Origin of the sequence: Methylobacterium aquaticum (assembly GCF_001043915.1) — a bacterium.
Taxonomy (GTDB): Bacteria; Pseudomonadota; Alphaproteobacteria; order Rhizobiales; family Beijerinckiaceae; genus Methylobacterium; species Methylobacterium aquaticum.
This window is the reverse complement of record NZ_LABX01000128.1, coordinates 1-20,489: the sequence shown is the minus strand read 5'-3', so window position 1 is coordinate 20,489 and position 20,489 is coordinate 1. Positions and strand designations below refer to the sequence as shown.

At 67.8% G+C, this 20,489-nt stretch carries 17 protein-coding genes and 1 tRNA gene; 9 read left to right on the top strand and 9 right to left on the bottom strand.

The window, feature by feature from the left end:
* Window positions 1-1,315: allophanate hydrolase (gene atzF / locus VP06_RS16700; RefSeq protein ID WP_048464912.1), on the top strand; the 1,315-nt coding region annotated here is incomplete at its 5' end.
* Window positions 1,316-1,550: 235 nt separating this feature from the next.
* Here the strand turns inward: atzF and VP06_RS16695 are convergent.
* Window positions 1,551-2,588, bottom strand: coding sequence for a DMT family transporter (locus VP06_RS16695; RefSeq protein WP_053081859.1), 1,038 nt, complete (start codon window positions 2,586-2,588; stop codon window positions 1,551-1,553).
* Window positions 2,589-2,613: 25 nt separating this feature from the next.
* Entirely contained in the window at window positions 2,614-3,441 is an 828-nt protein-coding gene (locus tag VP06_RS16690; RefSeq protein WP_156295647.1) for a hypothetical protein, read from the bottom strand.
* 319 nt (window positions 3,442-3,760) lie between these two features.
* On the opposite strand from VP06_RS16690, the gene VP06_RS16685 reads away from it, so the two are divergent.
* The 3 genes from VP06_RS16685 to VP06_RS16675 are packed head-to-tail and all read left to right on the top strand — an operon-like array spanning window position 3,761 to window position 8,675.
* Window positions 3,761-4,591 (top strand): FAD binding domain-containing protein, encoded by an 831-nt coding sequence (locus VP06_RS16685; protein WP_048464910.1) that lies wholly within the window; start codon window positions 3,761-3,763, stop codon window positions 4,589-4,591.
* Window positions 4,582-7,344, top strand: coding sequence for a molybdopterin-dependent oxidoreductase (locus tag VP06_RS16680; RefSeq protein ID WP_048464909.1), 2,763 nt, complete (start codon window positions 4,582-4,584; stop codon window positions 7,342-7,344). Before VP06_RS16685 ends, VP06_RS16680 begins: the two co-directional genes overlap by 10 nt.
* Window positions 7,335-8,675, top strand: a complete 1,341-nt coding sequence (locus tag VP06_RS16675) for an NCS2 family permease (RefSeq protein WP_048464908.1) — start codon at window positions 7,335-7,337, stop codon at window positions 8,673-8,675. Before VP06_RS16680 ends, VP06_RS16675 begins: the two co-directional genes overlap by 10 nt.
* 212 nt (window positions 8,676-8,887) lie before the next feature.
* On the opposite strand, the gene lexA is transcribed toward VP06_RS16675, so the two are convergent.
* Both lexA and VP06_RS35095 read right to left on the bottom strand, forming a co-directional pair.
* Entirely contained in the window at window positions 8,888-9,637 is a 750-nt protein-coding gene (gene lexA, locus VP06_RS16670) for a transcriptional repressor LexA (RefSeq protein ID WP_048464907.1), read from the bottom strand.
* Window positions 9,638-10,314: 677 nt separating this feature from the next.
* The gene (locus VP06_RS35095) at window positions 10,315-11,976 is read right to left on the bottom strand and encodes an ATP-dependent nuclease (protein WP_082167444.1); all 1,662 of its coding nucleotides are present in this window, start codon (window positions 11,974-11,976) and stop codon (window positions 10,315-10,317) included.
* Between the two features lie 572 nt (window positions 11,977-12,548).
* On the opposite strand from VP06_RS35095, the gene VP06_RS39015 reads away from it, so the two are divergent.
* A complete protein-coding gene (locus VP06_RS39015; protein WP_425350921.1) occupies window positions 12,549-12,776 on the top strand; it encodes an IS1096 element passenger TnpR family protein in 228 nt (75 codons plus the stop codon).
* Window positions 12,777-13,046: 270 nt separating this feature from the next.
* On the opposite strand, the gene VP06_RS16665 is transcribed toward VP06_RS39015, so the two are convergent.
* Window positions 13,047-13,136, bottom strand: a tRNA-Ser gene (locus tag VP06_RS16665).
* 283 nt (window positions 13,137-13,419) lie between these two features.
* Here VP06_RS16665 and VP06_RS16660 point away from each other — a divergent pair.
* The gene (locus VP06_RS16660; protein ID WP_245291207.1) at window positions 13,420-13,833 is read left to right on the top strand and encodes a response regulator; all 414 of its coding nucleotides are present in this window, start codon (window positions 13,420-13,422) and stop codon (window positions 13,831-13,833) included.
* A gap of 413 nt (window positions 13,834-14,246) precedes the next feature.
* Here the strand turns inward: VP06_RS16660 and VP06_RS16655 are convergent, their stop codons facing one another.
* The 4 genes from VP06_RS16655 to VP06_RS16640 form a co-directional block, all read right to left on the bottom strand.
* On the bottom strand, window positions 14,247-14,453 hold the full coding sequence (locus tag VP06_RS16655; protein ID WP_048464906.1) for a hypothetical protein: 207 nt from the start codon (window positions 14,451-14,453) through the stop codon (window positions 14,247-14,249).
* A gap of 144 nt (window positions 14,454-14,597) precedes the next feature.
* On the bottom strand, window positions 14,598-15,614 hold the full coding sequence (locus VP06_RS16650; protein ID WP_048464905.1) for an ABC transporter substrate-binding protein: 1,017 nt from the start codon (window positions 15,612-15,614) through the stop codon (window positions 14,598-14,600).
* 71 nt (window positions 15,615-15,685) lie between these two features.
* Entirely contained in the window at window positions 15,686-16,540 is an 855-nt protein-coding gene (locus tag VP06_RS16645; RefSeq protein WP_048464904.1) for an ABC transporter permease, read from the bottom strand.
* Between the two features lie 71 nt (window positions 16,541-16,611).
* Window positions 16,612-17,382 carry an ABC transporter ATP-binding protein gene (locus VP06_RS16640; RefSeq protein WP_048464903.1) on the bottom strand — a complete coding sequence of 257 codons (771 nt, stop codon included), beginning with the start codon at window positions 17,380-17,382 and terminating at the stop codon, window positions 16,612-16,614.
* Between the two features lie 142 nt (window positions 17,383-17,524).
* Here VP06_RS16640 and VP06_RS16635 point away from each other — a divergent pair, with 142 nt between their 5' ends.
* The 3 genes from VP06_RS16635 to VP06_RS16625 all read left to right on the top strand — a co-directional run.
* A complete protein-coding gene (locus VP06_RS16635; RefSeq protein ID WP_048464902.1) occupies window positions 17,525-18,199 on the top strand; it encodes a response regulator transcription factor in 675 nt (224 codons plus the stop codon).
* Window positions 18,200-18,299: 100 nt separating this feature from the next.
* Window positions 18,300-19,685, top strand: coding sequence for a sensor histidine kinase (locus VP06_RS16630; RefSeq protein WP_048464901.1), 1,386 nt, complete (start codon window positions 18,300-18,302; stop codon window positions 19,683-19,685).
* Window positions 19,682-20,489: ABC transporter substrate-binding protein (locus tag VP06_RS16625; RefSeq protein WP_048464900.1), on the top strand; the 808-nt coding region annotated here is incomplete at its 3' end. The genes VP06_RS16630 and VP06_RS16625, both read left to right, overlap by 4 nt.

Here is a 20,489-nt window from a genome sequence, read left to right as displayed (position 1 = left end):
GCCGCTGGCGCTCGGCACCGACACCGCCGGCTCCGGCCGGGTGCCGGCGGGGCTCAACGCCATCGTGGGGCTCAAGCCCACCCTGGGGGCTCTATCCACCCGCGGCGTGGTGCCGGCCTGCCGCACCCTCGATTGCGTCTCGATCTTCGCCCTCACCGTCGAGGATGCGTTCGCGGGTTTCTCGGCGCTCGCCGGGTTCGACGCCGCCGATCCGTTCTCGCGCCCGATCCCGGTCGGGTGCCCGGGCCCGCTGCCGCGGCGCATCGGCGTGCCGGATGCGGCGAGCCGGCTTTTTGCCGGCGATGCCCTTTCGGAAGCCGCCTTCGACGCGGCGCTCGCCGATCTCGCGGCGCTGGGGGCGACCCTGGTCCCGGTCGACCTGACGCCGTTCTTCGCCACCGCCGCGCTCCTCTATGACGGGCCCTGGGTGGCCGAGCGCTGGGAGGCGATCCGCGGCTTCATCACCGAACGGCCGGAGGCGCTGCACCCGGTCACCCGCGCCATCACCGAGCGCGCGACCGCCTTCTCGGCCGCCGACGCCTTCGCGGGCCGCTACCGGCTGGCGGAGCTGCGCCGCGCCACCGAGCCGGTCTGGCAGGGGATCGACGCGCTCTGCGTGCCGACCTTCCCGCGCCCGCAGACCGTGACGGCGCTCATTGCCGACCCGCTCGGCCCCAATGCCGAGCTGGGCACCTACACCAACTTCGTCAACCTGCTCGATCTCTGCGCGCTGGCCGTGCCGAGCCATCCGCGTGCCGACGGCTGGCCGGCCGGGGTGACGCTGATCGCCCCGGCGGGCCGGGACGCCGCCCTGGTTCCCCTCGGCGAGGCGCTCCACCGCGCCGGCGGCATGCCGCTCGGGGCGACCGGCGCACCGCTGCCGCCGGCGCCCGAGCCGGGACCCGCGCACGCCTCCGGGGACGAGATCGAGCTGGTGGTGGTCGGCGCGCACCTGTCAGGCCTGCCCCTCAACGGCGAGCTGACGGCCCTGGGCGCCCGGCTCCTGCGGGCGGTCGCGACCACCCCGGACTACCGGCTCTTCGCCCTGCCGGGCGCGGGCCCGCGGCGTCCGGGTCTGGTCCGGGTGGCGGAGGGCACCGGGACGGCGATCGCCACCGAGGTCTGGGCGCTGACGGCCGACGCCTTCGGCCGCTTCGTCGCGGCGATTCCCGCCCCCCTCGGCATCGGCACCCTACGCCTCGCCGACGGCACGACCCCGAAGGGGTTCCTGTGCGAGCCGGAGGGCGTGCGGGAGGCAGAGGACGTGTCGGGCCATGGGGGATGGCGGGCGTATCTGGCGGCGAGCCAGGGCTGAGGGCCTCCGCGATATGATACCAACGGTCGTTGAAGACGACCTTTGGTTCCGTTCTCCAATTTTCGCTCAGCCTTTGGCTGAGTATCGAAAATTAGAGATGGTTCATCGGCCCGATGCGTCAGCATCTTGGGCCGATGGTATGAAAGGCCGCTCTCCGGCCCGCCCTCCCACGATGAGGTGCGGGCCGGGAAGACGCCAAGCCGTGCGAGACGCGCCGTGCCGACCGGGCGGCGTCTCAGGCCGGGCAGTCTCGGGACAGCCTGAGCGCTTCGGGCCTGTCCAGCCGCACGGCCGCCGGACGGGACAGCCGCTGGGGCCCGGCGGCACGCCGGGGGGGCGATGTCGCGTGGGTCGAGGTCCCACGCATCCAGGTCTCGTGCCAGAGGAGCAGGCCGCCTGCGACCACCACGATCACGCCGCCGACGACGAGATGCAGGTTCGGGACCTCGCCGAATGCGAGGTAGCCGAGGCCCATGCCCCAGACCAGCATCAGGTAGTAGAACGGCGACACCGCGGTGGCCGGCGCCGCGGCGAGGGCCCGGGTCCAGAGATATTGCGCGCCGACATTCGAGGCGCCGAGGAGCCCGAACAGCACGGCATCGGTCCCGCTCGGCCAGCGGAAGCCGAAGACCAGCAGCAGCGTATGCGCCGCCGCCATCACGGCCATCTGCCAGATCAGCAGCGTGCTGGCCTTCTCGGTCTTGGCCATGCCCCGCACCGCCACCGTGACGGTGCCGTACATCACGGCGTTGCCCAGCGCGAACAACGCCCCGACCTGGAGCGAGTCGGCACCGGGATTGGTCACCACCAGGACGCCGAGGAACCCCACCACGAGCACGCCCCAGCGCACCGGATCGGACGCCTCCTTGTGCCACAGGATCGCCACCACGGCGGCGAAGAGCGGCGCCGAGAAGCCGATCGCCGTGACCCCGGCGAGCGGCATCAGCCCGAGGGCCAGCACCGTCAGCGTCTGGGAGATCGCCTGCGACAGCCCGCGGGCGACATGGGCCCCGGGCCGCTGCGTGCGGAAGACCCCGAGCCCCGCCGCCGGCAGCAGGAAGGCGCAGACCAGCCCGAAGGCGATGAAGGAGCGCAGGAACATCACCTCGCCGACCGGGTAATGGGCGACGAGGTGCTTCGAGAAGGCGTTCGACAGCGTCAGCAGCACGGTCGCGCCGATCATCAGCGCGATGCCGAGGGGGATGTTGTCGGCCGGGCGGACGGTCTCGACCGGCGGCCGGGGGGCCGCCGACGCGCGAGCGGCGCTCTGCATGGAGGTCTCCGCGGCCGAGATCGGGTCAGACGGTCGGCTGGGCGCCCGACGGGGCGCTCATGAACCAGGGCTTCACCCCGACGCCGCGGCGCAGGGAGTACATGTAGAAGATCGGCATCGTGGCCGGGAACAGGTCCCGGAACTCGCTGCCGTTGAAGGTGACGAACACCGCCTCCGGGAAAGCCGCGGCAACCGCGCGCTTCTCGATCATGTTCATCCGGTGATAGTCGAGGGCGCCCTGCTCGGTGGAGCCCTCGCCGCGGTACCACTTCGCCGCACAGGCGATCAGGCTCTCCAGGATCGCGCCGGAGGGTTGTTCCTCGGCCGTCTCCGCTCCGAGCTCGCGGGCGAAGGCGACAACGTCGCTGAGCCGGGTACTGGCGAAGCCGCGCGCCTGCGCGGCGCCATCGATGGCGCCGAAATAGGCATCCGCCGCCTCGGCCGGGTGCCCGTTCAGCGCCGCATGGGTGTCGGTGAAGATCAGCCGGAAGACCGCCCCCGGCGCATAGACCTGACGCACCCGCTCGGCGAGCTGGCCGAGATAGTCGAGGCAGGCGAGGTCCGGCGCGGCGATCTCGGTCCGCGGGCCCTTGCCCCAATACAGAACGAAGTCGAGCGGGCGCCCGGCCCGCATCGCCGCCTCGACCGCCGGCACCAGCCGCTCGGGGTTGCCGGGCTGCTCGCGCTTGAACGCCCAGGTGTTGAACGCCTTGACGACCGACTCAGGATTCGGAGTCCTGACCGGTTTTCTGCCATTCAGGCTTTTCTTCCCGGTCGACATCCCGTCGACCAGCCGCGCCGCGGAACCCGACAGGTCCGCCCCGCTGGGATAGGCCGATTGCATATATGTCACCCCCGCATCGCCGAGCAACGTAAGGCTGGAAGTAAACTTTTCTACAGTCGGCATGGCGACGTTCTGCTCACCGTCCCGTGATGCGCAAAATCTGAGTTAACAACTTACTAAAGTCAATCAAATTCATAATAAATAGTTAACAAGTATGGAGACACTTTTTTGCCGGCTCATCGGCGCGGCGCCCGCACGCTGACCAGACGCTGCTGGATCGGGCTTCGGCGCGGGGGCCTTTCCGGCTGCCGATTTGGACGCGATCTTGCCTTATGGGAGCGGGTGTCCCCGTCCGGGGGGCGCAGGCAGGGGGCTCGCGGGACGGCTCATGGACCTCAACAGCATCGCGACGGTGGTGGCGCCCCGCAGCCGGGCCGCCCTGCCGGCGTGGCATCCGGGCGACGCCTGGCTCGCCGGCGGGACCTGGCTCTTCTCCGAGCCGCAGGAAGGCGTGAGCCGGCTGGTCGATCTGCCCTCCCTCGGCTGGGCCCCCTATGCGGTGACGGAGCAGGGCCTCGCGATCGCCGCGACCTGCACCATCGCGACCCTCGACCGGATCGCGCTGCCGGTGGCCTGGACCGCCGCGCCCGTGATCGGCCAGTGCTGCCGGGCGCTCCTCGGCTCGTTCAAGATCTGGAACGCGGCGACCGTCGGCGGCAACCTCTGCCTGGCGCTGCCTGCCGGGCCGATGATCGCGCTCGCGGTCGCCCTCGACGGCGCCGGCCTGATCTGGACGCCCGACGGCGGCGAACGATCCCTGCCCATCCGCGATCTGGTGCGGGGACCGCAGGCGACGGCGCTCGCACCCGGCGAGATCCTGCGCCGGATCGACCTGCCGGCGGCGGCGCTCCGGCGCCGCACCGCCTTCCGGCGCCTCTCCCTCAGCCCCAACGGCCGGTCCGGGGCGCTGGTGATCGCCACCCTGGACCCATCGGGCGCCTTCGCCCTCACGGTGACGGCCGCGACGCCACGACCGGTCAAGATCGACCTGCCCGGCCTGCCGGAGGCCGGCGCCCTCGCGGCGGCGCTCGCGGCCGCGATCCCGGACGGGCTCTGGTACGACGACGTCCACGGTGCGCCGGATTGGCGCCGCCACGTCACCGGGATTCTGGCCGAGGAAGCCCGGGCCGAACTCGCGGGAGGCGGCGCATGCGGCTGACAGTCAACGGGACGGTGCACGAGGTCGCGCCCCGCGCCGGGCAATGCCTGCGCACGCTGCTGCGCGAACTCGGCTGGTTCGGCGTCAAGAAGGGCTGCGATGCTGGCGATTGCGGCGCCTGCACGGTGCATGTCGACGGCGAGCCGCTGCATTCCTGCCTGGTGCCGGCCTTCCGGGCGGCGGACCGGAGCGTCACCACGGTCGAGGGCCTGGCCGGTCCCTGCGCGCCGGGGGACGGGGTGCCCGACACCCTCCACCCGGTGCAGGCGGCCTTCGTCGCCGCGCAGGGATTCCAGTGCGGCTTCTGCACACCCGGAATGGTGATGACGGCGGCGGCCCTCGACCAGGGCCAGCGGCGGGACCTGCCGGCGGCGCTGAAGGGCAATCTCTGCCGCTGCACCGGCTACCGGGCGATCGCGGACGCGATCGCGGGCATTGCGGATGCGATCGCGGGTCTCGACGGCCGGGTCCCGGCGCCTTGCCCGGCGGCCTGCGAGCACAGCCCGCCGGCCCCGGCCAGCGCCGCCCTCGTCAGCGGCCGGGCGCGCTACACCCTCGATTGCGACGCGGCCGGCGCCCTGCACCTGAAAGTGCTGCGCTCGCCGCACGCCCATGCGCGGGTGCTGCGCATCGACGACGCGGCGGCCCTGGCCGTGCCCGGGGTGGTGCGGGTGCTGACGCATGCCGACGCGCCGGACCGGCGGTTCTCCACCGCCCGGCACCAGATCCCCGCCGACGATGCCAGCGACACGCGGGTGCTCGATTCCGTCATGCGCTTCGTCGGCCAGCGCGTCGCGGCGGTGGTGGCCGAGAGCGAGGCGGCGGCGGAGGCCGGTTGCCGGGCGCTGATCGTGGATTACGAGGTGCTGCCGGCCTGCCTCGATCCCGAGCAGGCGCTGGCCCCCGACGCGCCGCTGGTCCACGGCGCGCGGCCGACCGGCGCGGACGCCCCCCCGCTCCACCCCCATCCCAACCTCGCCGCCGAGGCGCATGGCGAGATCGGCGACGTGGCGGCGGGCCTCGCCGCGGCCGACGTGGTGCATGAGGGCACCTACCGCTCGCAGCGGATCCAGCACGCGCATCTGGAGACCCATGCGGCGGCCGGATGGCGCGACCCGGACGGGCGTCTCGTCATTCGCTCCAGCACCCAGGTGCCGTTCCTGACCCGCGACGCCCTCTGCGCCCTGTTCGATCTCCCGCGCGACCGGGTCCGGGTCGAATGCGGGCGGGTCGGCGGCGGCTTCGGGGGGAAGCAGGAGATGCTGACCGAGGATCTGGTGGCCCTCGCCGTGATGGCGACCGGCCGGCCGGTGCGCTGGGAGCTGACCCGCACCGAGCAGTTCACCGCCACCACCACCCGCCACCCGATGCGGGTGCGGGTGCGCCTCGGCGCCCGCCGGGACGGCACCCTGACGGCGATCGACCTCCAGGTACTGTCGAATACCGGCGCCTACGGCAACCATGCCGGCGGCGTGCTGCATCACGGCTGCAACGAGGTGATCGCGGTCTATCGCTGCGCCAACAAGCGGGTGGCGGGCACCGCCGTCCACACCCACACCCTGCCGGCGGGGGCGTTCCGCGGCTACGGGTTGAGCCAGACCATCTTCGCGGTCGAATCCGCCATGGACGAACTCGCCCGGGCGCTGAGCCTCGATCCCTTCGCGCTGCGGCGGCGCAACGTGGTCCGGCCGGGCGACCCGATGGTGTCGACGAGCCTGGAGCCGCACGACGTCCAGTACGGCAGCTACGGCCTCGACGAGTGCCTCGACGCCGTCGCGGCGGCCCTGGCCGAGTCCCCTCCCGCAGGCCCGCCGGGCTGGCGCACGGGATCCGGCATGGCCCTGTCGATGATCGACACGATCCCGCCCCGCGGCCACTTCGCCGAGGCCCGGATCGCGCTCGACGGCGACGGGCGCTACGGCTTGCGCGTCGGGACGGTGGAGTTCGGCAACGGCACCTCGACGGTGCACGGCCAGATCGCCGCGGAGGTGCTGCACACCACACCGGACCGGATCTCCCTCCGCCAGGGCGACACCGATGCGGTCGGGCACGATACCGGCGCCTATGGCAGCACCGGCATCGTGGTGGCGGGCCAGGCGACCTTGCGCGCCGCGGAAAGCCTCGCCGCCACCTTGCGCGACCGCGCCGCCGCCCGCCTCGGCGTCGATCCCGCCGCCTGCCGGCTCGACGGCGACGCCGTCACGGCCGGCGAGGCGCGGGTAGCGCTCGCCGATCTCGGCCCCGCGGAGGCGGTGGGGCACGCCGACGGCACGCCGCGCTCGGTGGCGTTCAACGTCCAGGGCTTCCAGGTGGCGGTGCATCCGGGGACGGGCGAGCTGCGCATCCTGAGGAGCGTCCACGCCGCCGATGCCGGCCGGGTGATGAATCCGGTGCAGTGCCGCGGCCAGGTCGAGGGCGGCGTCGCCCAGGCGCTGGGCGCGGCGCTCTACGAGGACCTGGCGATCGACGGCGAGGGCCGGGTCGCAACCCCGTCCTTCCGCACCTACCACATCCCGGCCATCGCCGACGTGCCCCGCACCGAGGTGATCTTCGCCGCCACCCATGACGCGGTCGGGCCGCTCGGCGCCAAGTCGATGAGCGAGAGCCCGTTCAACCCCGTCGCGGCGGCGTTAGGCAACGCCATCCGGGACGCGACCGGCGCGCGGCTGACCGCGACGCCCTTCGCGCCGGACCGGATCTACCGGCAGATCGGTGACGCAGCCCGCAACGGCGAGGAGAAGCGATGGACCTGAAGCGCGACGACGGCCTGACCCGGCCCCCCGGTTTTCTGGAGCGCACCTTCGCGCTCTCGGCCCACGGCACGACCGTTCGCACGGAAATGCTCGCCGGGCTCACCACCTTCCTGACGATGGCCTACATCGTCTTCGTCAATCCCAACATCCTCGGCGATGCCGGGATGCCGAAGGGGGCGGTGTTCGTCGCGACCTGCCTCGTCGCGGCGATCGGCTCGCTGGTGATGGCGTTCTACGCGAATTATCCGATCGCCCTCGCCCCCGGCATGGGGCTCAACGCCTATTTCGCCTACGTGGTGGTCCTCCAGATGGGCTATACATGGCAGGCGGCGTTGGGCGCGGTGTTCATCTCCGGCCTGTGCTTCATGGTCGTCACGCTGACGGGTCTCAGGCGGATCATCGTCGAGGGCATTCCCCGCTCGATGCGGATCGCGATCACGGTCGGCATCGGGCTCTTCCTGGCGATCATCGCGCTCAAGAGCGCCGGCGTGGTGACGGCGAGCCCGGCCACCTTCGTCACCCTCGGCGACCTGCACAAGCCGAGCACGGTGCTGGCGGTGCTGGGCTTCCTGATCGTCGCGGTGCTGTCGGTGCGCAAGGTGCGGGGCGCCTTGCTCGCCGGCATCCTGACCGTCACGGCGCTCAGCTTCATCGTCGCCGACAACACCTTCCAGGGCGTGGCGTCGCTGCCGCCCTCGATCGCCCCGACGCTGTTTGCCCTCGACATCAAGGGCGCCCTGTCGGGCGGCCTGCTCAACGTGATCCTGGTGTTCTTCCTCGTCGAATTGTTCGACGCCACCGGCACGCTGATGGGCGTCGCCAACCGGGCGGGCCTCCTCACCGAAGGCAAGATGGAGCGCCTCGACAAGGCCCTGATGGCCGATTCCTCGTCGATCTTCGTCGGCTCGCTGCTGGGCACGTCGAGCACGACCGCGTATCTGGAGAGCGCGTCGGGCGTCGAGGAGGGCGGCCGGACCGGTCTCACCGCCGCCACGGTGGCGATCCTGTTCCTGGCCTGCCTGTTCTTCGCGCCGCTCGCCGGCTCGGTCCCGGCCTATGCCACGGCCCCGGCCCTGTTCTACGTCGCCTGCCTGATGCTGCACGAGCTGGTCGATCTCGACTGGGACGACCTGACCGAGGTGCTGCCGGCCTGCGTGACGGCACTGTTGATGCCCTTCACCTACTCGATCGCCAACGGCGTCGCCTTCGGCTTCATCACCTATGCGGTCATCAAGCTGCTCACCGGCCGCTTCCGCGACGTGAAGCCGGTGGTGTGGGTGATCGCAGGCGTGTTCCTGTTCAAGTTCGTGGCGACGGGCAGCGCGCACTGACGGGCCGCCGCCCCTCACCCCTCCCCCGCTGCGGGAGAGGATGCCGGGCGGAGCCGGGCGGAAGAGGTGAACCTCGTTTCCGAAGAGGTGGCGACCAGGATGACGGTTGCCACCTGAACCAGCGTCGCGGCGCCCCTCTCCCGGCCCTTGCTGACGCAAGGAGCCCCCTCCCCCACAGAGGGGGGAGGATTCTGCTTTTGACTTGAAGCCCCTCAGTACTTGCGCACGAGGCTCACCAGCCGGCCCTGGATCCGCACCCGGTCCGGCCCGAGCACGCGGGTCTCGTAGGCCGGGTTGGCGGCCTCGAGCGCGATCGACGAGCCGCGGCGGCGCAGGCGCTTCAAGGTCGCTTCCTCGTCGTCGATCAGCGCCACCACGATGTCGCCGGTATTGGCGGTCTCCTGGCGGCGGATCACCACGAGGTCGCCGTCGAGGATGCCGGCCTCGATCATCGAGTCGCCGCGCACCTCCAGGGCGTAGTGCTCGCCGCTCGCCAGGAAGTCCGGCGACATCGCCACCGTGCGGCTCTGGCTCTGGATCGCCGAGATCGGCGTACCGGCGGCGATCCGGCCCATCACCGGCACGCTGACCGACTGGCCGTTCTCGTCCGGCGCCGTCGCGATGGCGGGGATGCCAGCGGGCCGCTTCGGCTCGTGGGCGCGACCGCCCTCGACCACGCTGGGGTTGAACCGCACCACCGCGGCCCCGGATCCGGCCGCGACCGGCGCCACCGCCGGCCCCGTCACCGCGTCGGGCAGGCGGATCACCTCGATCGCCCGCGCCCGGTTCGGCAGGCGGCGCAGGAAACCCCGCTCCTCCAGGGCCGTGATCAGGCGGTGGATGCCCGATTTCGACTTGAGATCGAGGGCGTCCTTCATCTCGTCGAAGGACGGGGGAACGCCCGTCTCGCGCATCCTCTGCTGAATGAAGCGGAGCAGGTCCAACTGCTTACGCGTGAGCATGTGACACTCTCATCCCCGCGCTGCCGCGCTCCGGAAACAAATCGCGAACATGGTAAGCGTTCCGCAAGTGTTCCGCAAGCGGCTTCGAAACGGCCGTGTACTTCGACGACGCGCCGTCCGGTCCCTTCGGCGCGGCGACGTGCCTTCTGACCCTGCACTTCCTTCAGGCTGCCGAACGCGAGGCGACGGTTCGAGCAATCCATTGACGGTTGAGGCCGAACGCTCCGTTTGTCGCGGCGCATGGGAGCGTCCCTCAAGAGGAGGGTGAGCGCCCGCGCTGGGTTGCGCGCTATGAAGCCGACGCTGTCGCGTCGGGGGCTGATCGTGAGCAAGCCCGGCAGGCCTGAGCGGCTGTCGGTTCGCACCTGCCCGTCATCACGCCGGAGCAAGATGCGAACATCCTGGCAAATGGCGGCTTTCGAGAGATTGCCCTGTTCTACGTGGCATCACCTGGCGCGGCTGGGTTGCACGAGCGTAATCGGCGTGAGGCCCGATCGGTCACTTCAAGGTTTAGGCGTGAGGCTACCGTGTCACAAACTCCCGCTGTGAACTTAGATGTTACGGCTTAGCCCGTTCATTGTGCTACGTCACGCCTGGATATACCCCAATCTTACAAATTTTCTACCCCTCCGTCGTTCCGTCAAAAATCTGAAACTTCACAAAGATCATATTTTGATTTATGCAAGGCATTCTTGAAAATTTTCGTCAACCAACGCCGGACTCTCTGACAATATTAAGCTAGGATTCTTTCCTAACAACTGCACTCGTGGCGCACATCTCTTCAGCAGAAGCTTGCCCATAGCTTGCTCTACTGGAATACCGGCAGGTGGCAGCAGACCTGCGGCCGTGGGACATTCATCGGGATTATTCTTATACAAGTCTCTTTTAACCTCTTCGCGCTTCTGCAAAAATTTAGTTATGAATTCGTTGGAATATTCTTGAATTGCACCTTCAACGATAGTCTGAGCTGCTGCTGACTCGATTTCAAGCGTTGCAGCTAGATGATCAGGGGACGTGAAGTAATTTTCGATATCTGACCCCTTCGTGATAAACAATTTCATATTGGGAGTGTTTGCGAGCTGATATTTCCCGCGCAGTCTTTCGATTTCATCCTCTGACATAAAATCGCGATCTCTATGTATGATCGTTTTGACGCCGGGTCTTATACGCTCGACAAATGCACTCATTAGCTTCGCGGCATCGACTTTGCTGCTTGCGCGGTAAGAGAATAACAAAATATCATCCATGTTTAGGCCGTTTGATTTTAGAAAAACTTCCAAGTATCTTTTGTCAGTATCTTCCGTCCAAATAAGATACTGATAGTTACCAGCAAGAAATCTCTCGCCGTTATCTAATGCGCCCAAATCCATAAGTATAGCGATGTCTGACCAGTTTTGCTGTAGGGTCGCCGTTCCGTTTTTCACCCAGAAAAGCGTGGTATCTACGCTTTCGCTAAATGCATCAATGAGATGCCTTGAATGGGTTGCCAGAAGGACCTTCGTTTCCGTATCAGCCACAATACTTTCAAGAGTGCGGGCGAGCAGCCGCTGGTTACTCGGATGCAGGTGCGCATCGGGCTCGTCAAGCAATAGCAGTTTTGGCTGATACATAGTTACGTAGGCGATAAGCTGAATAGCCTGTAGAAGTCCTGTTCCTACCATATCTATAGGAAATGTATTTCCATCAGAATTAATAATTTCAGTCTTAATCCAGAGATCGTTGGCCTCGTCAAAGTGCGTTAGAACACGAAAGCCCGGAAAAACTTTCTCAAGATAATGATTAAATCGTTCTTGTCTTTCTTGAGAGCGTGCGATCCTAAGCAGAAGGTTCCTCAAAAACAGATTAGCGTCGCCACGAGCAATGCCATTATTGACAACTAATTCTGCTCGATATTCTTCTCTGATGCTAATTCCTGCCAGACCCGGCACATAAATTGAAAAATGCGAACTCGCGTGAGTGACCTTGTCTAACATTTCGTTACCAGAAATTCTTGCCTTCACAACGCCATTTCTGCCTCTCGTTAAATATATGTCAGCATTTTGCGCAACATTATTGATCTCTTCTGTAAATGTAAATATTATATTAGAACCTTCTGTTAGCTTAGTGTTGCGATGCAATGTCAAAAAATCGTCTGTTGGACAATACCGCAACCGCTCAGGTGGGAACTGTTCCGAGCCGGCAATTTTTCGAGACTGTGCAAGCGTTGCGCCAAAATGAATGCCTTGAATGATGCAGCTTTTTCCAGAATTGTTTCCGCCTACAAATACATTTATCTTGGCTAATGATATTGAAGCATCTTCTATTTTTTTAAAGTTTCGAACTCTGACTCGCGATACCATTGTCTCTCCCCCTCTTTGCGATTTCAAATCGCCCGATTCGCAATGACATCGTCCGGCAATCTATCACGCCTCATTCATTGTTGCTGCGCGTTTTCTCCTCCTTCAGCATGCACAACGAACCTCCGGGCTGGGGACTGCGACTTCCTCCAGGCGGCCGGCCACAGCCTCAACTTCCTCGAAGGTAGCTTCATCAAATTTCGTCACGATGTGCTTGACCATAATCAGGTAGACGCCTCACATCTAGCCGGAGGCGAGCGCTTATCGATCGCATTGGCTCCTCAGCGGTGCGACTCACAGAGTTTCGGCCATTAGTTGGAGGCCGTGCTGCTGGTCGGTGAACCAGAACCCGGTCCCGATGCTCGCCAGCGGGATTGGCATCACGAAGGAGGGCTACGTTGCAGCGTAAGGGCGGCTCAACGTCCGGGGTAGGCTAGAGATTGTGCCGCAACCTTGCCGCCCCGCTTCGTGGGCCTTCTCATCGGTTCGCAGGGGTACGTAGTCGGCGGCGAACTGACGCTCGCTCACCGCGGCATCGGCGTTCGTCAAGCGTGCCCTGGAAGGCTGTGCAAGTGATGATGTTTGAACCTACGCGCTGTGCCATTCGGATTTGCGCGCTACACGACTGGCATCATGAAATCGCGCTTGAGACCGTGAAGGCAGCCAACCCGGCGGCTGAGTACCCCCGTTTTCTCTCAGGCGCGTGCCGTGCCCCGCCTGAGTATGTCGGGGCCTTCCAGGCGACGAGGAGTTTATTTGAGCGATCACCCATCAACGGCATCGCAAGCATAAGGCCATGCTGACGTGGCATGGCGGTCCCTATGATCCCGCGGAGGTTGGCGAAGCCGGAATCGTCGCTGTGATCGGGAAGCTAGCCCGGCGGCGCACACTTGGTCGAGCGGCCTATCTCAAGAGTGTCGGGCGGTACCATCGTGGTCGCTTGCCAGAACAATCGTGCGATGAAATCCGGCGGCAAGTGCTGCAAGCCGACAATGAATGTGGGCTAATTTGAGGGCCGGCTACAACAGCCAACACGAATAAAATATAAAATTCAATTACTTAGACAAGGAATCTGGCGGAGAGAGAGGGATTCGAACCCTCGATACGGTTGCCCGTATACACGCGTTCCAGGCGTGCGCCTTCAACCACTCGGCCACCTCTCCGGGCCAGACCTGCGGGGCGCCGGGGCGCCCGTGCGGGTCGGTGTCGTCCTCTAGCGGGGCGCGGGCGGCGGCGCAAGCGGGAGATCGTGGATGCGATGAATTCCTCGTCGGGCGGACACGGCCTCGCTGCAACCCGTGCAGGGGATCGGTCGTTTCGATCAATGGTCGGTGCGTGGGTGCCGGCCGGCGGGATCGGCCGCCCGAGGACACGACGACGGCCTTGTCCGACGCGCCGCTTCCGGGCGGGCGTCCCGGACGGGCCCGACCGGCAAGGACACGCGACGTGACGAACGACACCGTGAAGGCCGAGAGCGGCGCCGGGGACGGTCCAGGGCAGGAGCGCCCCGTGGTCCTCGTCGTGGAGGACGAGGCCCTGACGATCATGGATCTCAGCGACGTGCTCGATGCGGCCGGGTTCGAGGTCCTGCAATCGGCCTCTGCCGAGCGCGCCCTCGGCTTGCTCACCGGGCGCACGGACATCGTCGCGCTGATCACGGATGTCGAGCTGTCGGGCAAGACCGACGGGTTCGACCTCGCCCGCGCGGCGGCGCAGATGCGGCCCGATCTTCCGATCGTCGTCGTCTCCGGACGCACCAAGCCCGATCCCGATCGGATGCCGGCCCGGGCTCGCTTCGTCGCCCGCCCCTGCCGCGGCGACGACATCCTGGAAGAACTCAGGATCGCGATGACGGGCTAGACGCCGGCGCAGGCTGAAGCGTGGGCATCGGGGGGCCGAGCGGCTCGGGCTCGGCCAGCCACACCTCGACTGGGGCGCAGGCCGACCCGAAATCGAGGATCAGGTTGCGCAGCCGGCGCGCCGGGCTTCCGGGCGGGCCGGGCATCTCGACGAACTCCCCCACGGCCCGCAGGACACCTTCGATCCTGCGTCGACCCAGAGTCAAGCTGACGGGCGTGCCGCTGCAGGTGTCCACGCTGGAATCCTCCTCTCGCTGTGACCGGAGTAACGCGGCGCGGTCAGGGGTGGTCCATGCGGAACGAGATCAAGGTTACGGCCCGGTCACTCAGGTGTGCGACCGGCAGATATGCACGTCGAGATTGCATGTCCTGCTTCGGGCCTCGGGGCCGCGCCGGCACGGCGCGCGCGGCCCTTCAGACCCTTTCGGCCTTCAAGAGGCGCAGGCGCAGGTCGCTCGCCTCCGCCGGGCTGCGGGCCAGGGAGAGTCGGCGGTCGATGGCCGCGAATTGCCGGCTCTGTGCCATCAGGAGGTGGCGCAGAGCCGCGATGCTGGCGTGCAGGTCCCGGGCGTCGCTGAGCGGATCCGGGGAGTGAGGGGCTGTCAGGCGGTGAGTCGGCATGCCCCTTATCAAAGGCGGTCATGCTTAACCGATGGTAAAAAAGCCCTCGCCGCGCGGGCGCGCGGCGAGGCGGGAGCCGTGGCGGCCTTCCCCGGATCGTCCGATGTCCGACCGATCGCGTCGCGCTGCGGACCTCGGCTTCGCTCAGCTGCCGGCGCGGTCGCGCAGGGCCGGAATGAACAGCTCCTGCCAGGTCGCCGGCTTGGTCTTCATGATGCCGGCCCGGTTCATGAAGGTCACGAACTCCATGATGCCGTGCGGCGTCGCCGAGAACCGGCTGTCCGGGTCGTCGAGGATCTGGGCCACATCCTGGGGCGACACCTTCACCTTGGAGGCCCGGGCGAAGATCTCGGCGGTCTCGGCCTTGTTGGTCTTGATGAAGTCGCACGACTCGTCGAGGGCGGCCAGGAAAGCCTGGGTCATCTTCGGGTTCGTCTCGGTGAAGCGCTTGAGCGCGAACACCACGTCGAGGGTGATGTCGCCGAAGACCTGCGAGGCTTTGAGGATCGTTCGCACCTTCGGGTCGGCGCGCTCGACGCCGGTGAAGGGCGGCGAGGCGAAATGCGCGACGATCTCGGTCTTGCCCGAGAGCAGCGCGGCGACCGCCTCGGGATGCGGCAGGCCGACCGTGCTCGAATCGAGCTTGTTATAGTTCTCCGGCCCGAACTGCTTGGCCACCGCCATCTGCAACACCACCGCGGCGAGCGAGGTCTTGATGCCCGGGATCGCGATCTTGTCCTTCGGGGTGAAATCGGCGAGCGACTTGATCTCGGGCTTGTTGACGTTGAGATCGAGGGCCGTCGTCGAGAGGCCGGAGATGCCGATCACCTCGGTCTTGGGGCTGCCGCGGCCCTTCGACCACAGGGCGAGAAAGCCCGGGGCGCCGGTGCCGGCGATGTCGAGGGAGCCGGCGATCATCGCGTCGTTGATGACGTTGCCGCCATCCAGCGTGAGCCAGCTCACCTTGACGTCGCCGAGGCCCGCCTTGGCCGCCTGGGCCTCCAGGAACTTCTTCTCCTGCATGACGAAGAGCGGCAGGTAGAGGACGCCGTAGCCCTTCGAGATGCGGACCTCCGACACCTCGGCGCGGGCGGCGCCGAGGGTCATCGAGACGGCCAGGGCCGCGCCGGCCGCGAGGCCGAGGAGCTTGCGTGCGAACATGGGGTTTCCTCCGGGGATGTCGTTGGGCGCGGACCCCCGGAGCGGCGCCGCTCCGGGGTCGTTCGTTTGTTTTAGTGCTGCATGCCCCAGCGGCGGATCGTCTTCTTCTCGATGTTGGCGAAGATCACGTTCTCGACGAAGAGGCCGATCATGATGACGGTGAACAGACCGGCGAAGACGTTGGTGGTTTCGAGCGCGTTGCGGTTCTCGAAGATGTACCAGCCGAGGCCGCCCGAGCCCGAGGAGACGCCGAAGACGAGTTCGGCCGCGATCAGGGTGCGCCAGGCGAAGGCCCAGCCGACCTTCAGGCCGGTGAGGATGCTGGGGAAGGCGGCCGGGATCAGGATCGCCCGCACCAGGCTCAGGTTGCGCAGCCCATAGTTCAGACCGACCATCTTGAGGGTGTTCGAGACCGAGCGGAACCCCGCATGGGTGTTGAGGGCGATCGCCCACAGCACCGAGTGGACGAGGACGAACACCACGCTGCCCTGGCCGAGGCCGAACCAGATCAGCGCCAGCGGCAGGAGGGCGATCGCCGGCAGCGGGTTGAACATCGCGGTCAGCGTCTCGAGCAGGTCGGTGCCGATCCGCGAGCCGATGGCGAGCGTGGTCAGCAACGCCGCCAGCCCGATGCCGATGCCGTAGCCGATGGCCAGCGTCTGGAGCGAGATCAGCGCCTTGGCGGGAATCTCGCCGCTCAGGATCGCCGCGGCGAAAGCCTCGACGGTGGCCGAGAAGGTCGGGAACAGCAGCGGGTTGTCGAGCCAGCGGCCATAGGCTTCCCAGACCACCGCGAGGGCGGCGAGGACGACGACCTTGCGCAGCCAGCTCTGGCGATAGGCGAGTTCGGCGAAGGACAGGCGCTGCTCGACGCTGATCGCGCCGGCGGCGGAGGTTTCGCGGACGATCTCGGGCCGCTGGGCCATCGGTGTCGTGACGGGTGTGGTGAGGGGGGCGAGGGTGGCGGTCACGGCGTGTCTCCCAGGTCTTATGATCGTCAGGCGAACAGCATGTCGTTGATGCGGGTCTCGAGGGCGCCCTGCGCGGCGGTGCCGAGTTCGGACGCCGGCAGGCTGTTCAGCTCCGCCTTGACCTGGCCCGGATGGGGCGAGAGCAGCAGGATGCGGGTGCCGACCTTGATCGCCTCCTCGATCGAGTGGGTGACGAACAGAACCGTGAAGCGGGTGTCCTCCCACAGGCGCAGCAACTCGTCCTGCATCTTGCGGCGGGTGAGCGCGTCGAGGGCCGCGAAGGGCTCGTCCATCAGCAGGATGTCGGGCTCCATCGCCATGCCGCGGGCGATCGCCACGCGCTGCTTCATGCCGCCCGACAGCATGTGGGGGAAGGAATCGGCGAACTTCGCCAGCCCGACCTTCTCGATGTAGGACATCGCCCGGTCCGTCGCCTCCGCGCCGGTGGCGCGGCCGCTCGCCGTGAGGGCGAAGGCGACGTTCTGCTTGACGGTCTTCCAGGGCAGGAGCTGGTCGAATTCCTGAAACACCATCATCCGGTCGGGGCCGGGCTCGGTGACCCTGCGGCCCTTGAGCTTGATCTCGCCCTCGACCGGGGTCATGTAGCCGCCGATCGCCTTGAGCAGGGTGGACTTGCCGCAGCCCGAGGGCCCGAGCAGAATGTAGCGGTCGCCCGGCATCACCTCGAAATCGACCCGGTAGGTCGCGGTGACCAGATGATCGCTCGTCTTGTACTGGAGCGTGACACCCTCGACCTGAAGCAGCGGCTCAGGAATGATGGTCGGGCGTGCGTTCATGGCGTGTCCTCCCCGTCTCGTCGCCTGCGGACCGAAGCGCATGTCCCGGTGGGTGCTTGGCCCGGCGTTGAGGGTTGGGTAGCCTTCGAACCTGTTGCCAACCTGACAGATAGTGCCACGTGCTGAGCAGAGAGGAATTTTCGTGCGAATCCTGCTCGTCGAGGATACCCGGGACGTGGGCGAGGCCATCGCCGCGCGCCTGCGGGCGCTCGGCCATGCGGTGGATTGGGAGGTGGACGGGGCGGCGGGCGACGCGCTGCTCGCCGTCCAGACCTACGACCTCGTCATCCTCGACGTGAACCTGCCGGGGCTCGACGGCTTTGCGATCCTCAGGCGCCTGCGGGGCCGCCGCGGCCCGGTGCCGGTGCTGGTGCTCACCGCCCGCTCGGAAGTCGACGACCGGGTCGGGGCCCTCGATCTCGGGGCGGACGACTACCTGGTGAAGCCGTTCGACTTCCGCGAGTTGGAAGCCCGCGTGCGGGCGCTCCTGCGCCGCGGCAGCGGGCATGCCGACAACGCCCTCACCCTCGGCAACCTGCGCCTCGACCGGGAGGCGCGCAGCGCCTGCGTGGCGGGCGAGCCTCTGGACCTGACGCGGCGGGAATGGACCCTGATCGAGATCCTGGCGGCGCGCCCGGGCCGCATCTTCGCCAAGGGCGAATTGGTGGAGCGGGTCTTCGCCTTCGAGGAGGAATCGAGCGAGAACGCCGTCGAGCAGATCGTGGCGCGGCTGCGCCGCAAGCTCAACGCCGCCGGGGCGCAGGCCGAGATCCGCACCCTGCGGGGGCTGGGCTATCAGGTGGTGTGCCAGGAGTGATGCCGACCATGACGGAACCGCCGAGATCGTCTCCTTCCTCTCGGCGACCTCCTCCTGAGGTCGTGGACGGGATGCAACCTGGCCCGTCGGATCGTCTGACGTGATCCTGCGCACGTCCTCGCTCTTCTCCCGCCTCGTCGCGGTGCTGGCCCTGGTCCTGGCCGCCGGGGCCGGCCTGCTGCTCGCCGCCGCCTGGGCCTCGGCGCGGCTCGCGGCGGACGAAGCCTATGACCGGCTTCTCGTCGGGGCGGCGCTCCAGATCGCCGAGACCATCGCCAGCGACGGGCGCACGGTCTCGGTCGATCCGCCCTTCTCGGCCTTCGAGACCCTGGCCTTGAGCCCCCGCGACCGGATCTTCTACAAGGTGGTCGACCCCGCCGACCGCGTGCTCACCGGCGACACCGACCTCGGCATCCCGGTCGATCGCGCCCGCCTCGCCGCCGGTCCGCTTCTCCTCGACGGGGAGCATCGCGGCCAGGCGGTCCGGGCGGTGGTGACGGGGCGCTACGTGCCGGACGCCAGGCAAGCGGGCTTTGCCGCCGTGGTGGTGGCCCAGACCCGCGAGGCGCGGAGCCAACTCACCCGCACCCTCACCGTCAAGGCGAGCCTGATGGTGCTGGCGATGAGCGCGCTGGCGCTCGGGGCCGTCGCGGTGGCGGTGCGGGCGGCGTTGCGGCCGCTTGGCGCCATCGAGAGCGTGCTGGCGGCCCGCGGGCCCAACGACCTCGAGCCGCTCGGCCTCGCCGCCCCGCGGGAGATCCACCTGCTCGTCTCCTCGATCGACCATTTCATGGGCCGGCTGGCGGGCCACGTCGCCGTGATGAAGCGCTTCATCGCCGATGCCGCGCACCAGATCCGCACGCCGCTGACGGCGCTCGCGGCCCAGCTCGACCTCCTGTCCGCCGAGACCGACGAGGGACGTCGGCGCGAGCAGCTCGCCCGCATCCGCGCGCGGACCGCGGAACTCGGGCAGCTGACCAACCAGCTCCTCAACCACGCGATGGTGATCCACCGCGCCCGTGCCGCCGCCTTCGATCCGGTCGACGTGGCGGGGCTCGCCCGCCGCACCCTGATCGACGCCGTGCAGCAGGCCGGCAGCCGGGCGGTCGATTTCGGCTATGAGGGCCCGGAGGAGGCGGTGACGATTCCCGCCGATGCCATCGCCCTGCGCGAGGCCCTGTCGAACCTGATCCACAACGCCCTCAAGCACGGCGCCACGAGCCGGCTCACGGTGCGGGTCGGGCGCGAGCGCGGCCGGGTGCTGCTGGCGGTGGAGGATGACGGGCCCGGCATCCCGGCGAGCGAGTGGACCCGGGTGCGCCAGCCCTTCCAGGCCGCGGCCGGCGGCACGGTCGGCTCCGGCCTCGGCCTGTCGATCGCCGCCGAGGTGGCGGCGGCCCATGGCGGCGCGATGCGCTTCGAGGCGCATTCCGAAAAGGGGTTCTGCGTGATCCTGTCCCTGCCGGATGGGGAGGGACGGGCATGATGCGCCGCCTCGCCCTCCTCCTCGCCGTCGGTCTCGCGGTCCCGGCCATCGCCGAGGAGATGACCCGTTTCCCGGCGAGCGAGCACGAACGCACCACCCTGACGATCCGGGCCGCTGCCGACCTCGACGCCATGGCGCCGCTGATCCGCGACTACCAGCTCCTCTATCCCGACGTCACGGTGGTGTACCACGAATACATCACCGCCGACCTGTTCGGCGAGGTGGCGGCCGCCTGCGCCGCCGGGCGGTCGACCTCCGCCGCCGACGTGGTGATCTCCTCATCGGTCGACCATCTCGTCAAGCTCGCCAATGACGGCTGCGCCCGGTCCCACCGCTCGATCGAGACCGCCCGCCAGCCGGACTGGGCCGCCTGGCGCAACGAGGTGTTCGGCTTCACCACCGAGCCGGCGGTGATCGCCTACCGGCCGGACCTCGTTCCCCGCGAGGACCTGCCGCGCAGCCGCGTCGAACTCGTCGACCTGCTGCGGCGCAAGCCCGCCGCCTATGCCGGGCACATCGGCTCCTACGACATCACGCTCTCGGGGATCGGCTACCTGTTCGCGGTCTACGATGCCCGCGCGGCGGCCACCTATGGCCGCCTCGTCGAGGCGTTCGGGCGGGCGAACCTCCGGGTGCGATGCTGCACCGGCGACCTGATCGCCGATCTCGCGGCGGGGCGCATCGTCATCGGCTACAACCTGCTCGGCTCCTACGTCTACGGCGCCATGCGGCGCGGCGCCCGCCTCGGCGTGGTGGTGCCGCGGGACTACACCCTGGTGCTCAGCCGCGCCGCATGGCGCCGTA

What these genes read in the sequence shown, in the direction of transcription:
- VP06_RS16695 (WP_053081859.1), bottom strand. Translation starts at nt 2,588, where the DNA reads ATGCAGAGCGCCGCTCGCGCGTCGGCGGCCCCCCGGCCGCCGGTCGAG.
- VP06_RS16685 (WP_048464910.1), top strand. Translation starts at nt 3,761, where the DNA reads ATGGACCTCAACAGCATCGCGACGGTGGTGGCGCCCCGCAGCCGGGCC.
- VP06_RS16680 (WP_048464909.1), top strand. Translation starts at nt 4,582, where the DNA reads ATGCGGCTGACAGTCAACGGGACGGTGCACGAGGTCGCGCCCCGCGCC.
- VP06_RS16675 (WP_048464908.1), top strand. Translation starts at nt 7,335, where the DNA reads ATGGACCTGAAGCGCGACGACGGCCTGACCCGGCCCCCCGGTTTTCTG.
- lexA (WP_048464907.1), bottom strand. Translation starts at nt 9,637, where the DNA reads ATGCTCACGCGTAAGCAGTTGGACCTGCTCCGCTTCATTCAGCAGAGG.
- VP06_RS35095 (WP_082167444.1), bottom strand. Translation starts at nt 11,976, where the DNA reads ATGGTATCGCGAGTCAGAGTTCGAAACTTTAAAAAAATAGAAGATGCT.
- VP06_RS39015 (WP_425350921.1), top strand. Translation starts at nt 12,549, where the DNA reads ATGATGTTTGAACCTACGCGCTGTGCCATTCGGATTTGCGCGCTACAC.
- VP06_RS16655 (WP_048464906.1), bottom strand. Translation starts at nt 14,453, where the DNA reads ATGCCGACTCACCGCCTGACAGCCCCTCACTCCCCGGATCCGCTCAGC.
- VP06_RS16650 (WP_048464905.1), bottom strand. Translation starts at nt 15,614, where the DNA reads ATGTTCGCACGCAAGCTCCTCGGCCTCGCGGCCGGCGCGGCCCTGGCC.
- VP06_RS16645 (WP_048464904.1), bottom strand. Translation starts at nt 16,540, where the DNA reads ATGGCCCAGCGGCCCGAGATCGTCCGCGAAACCTCCGCCGCCGGCGCG.
- VP06_RS16640 (WP_048464903.1), bottom strand. Translation starts at nt 17,382, where the DNA reads ATGAACGCACGCCCGACCATCATTCCTGAGCCGCTGCTTCAGGTCGAG.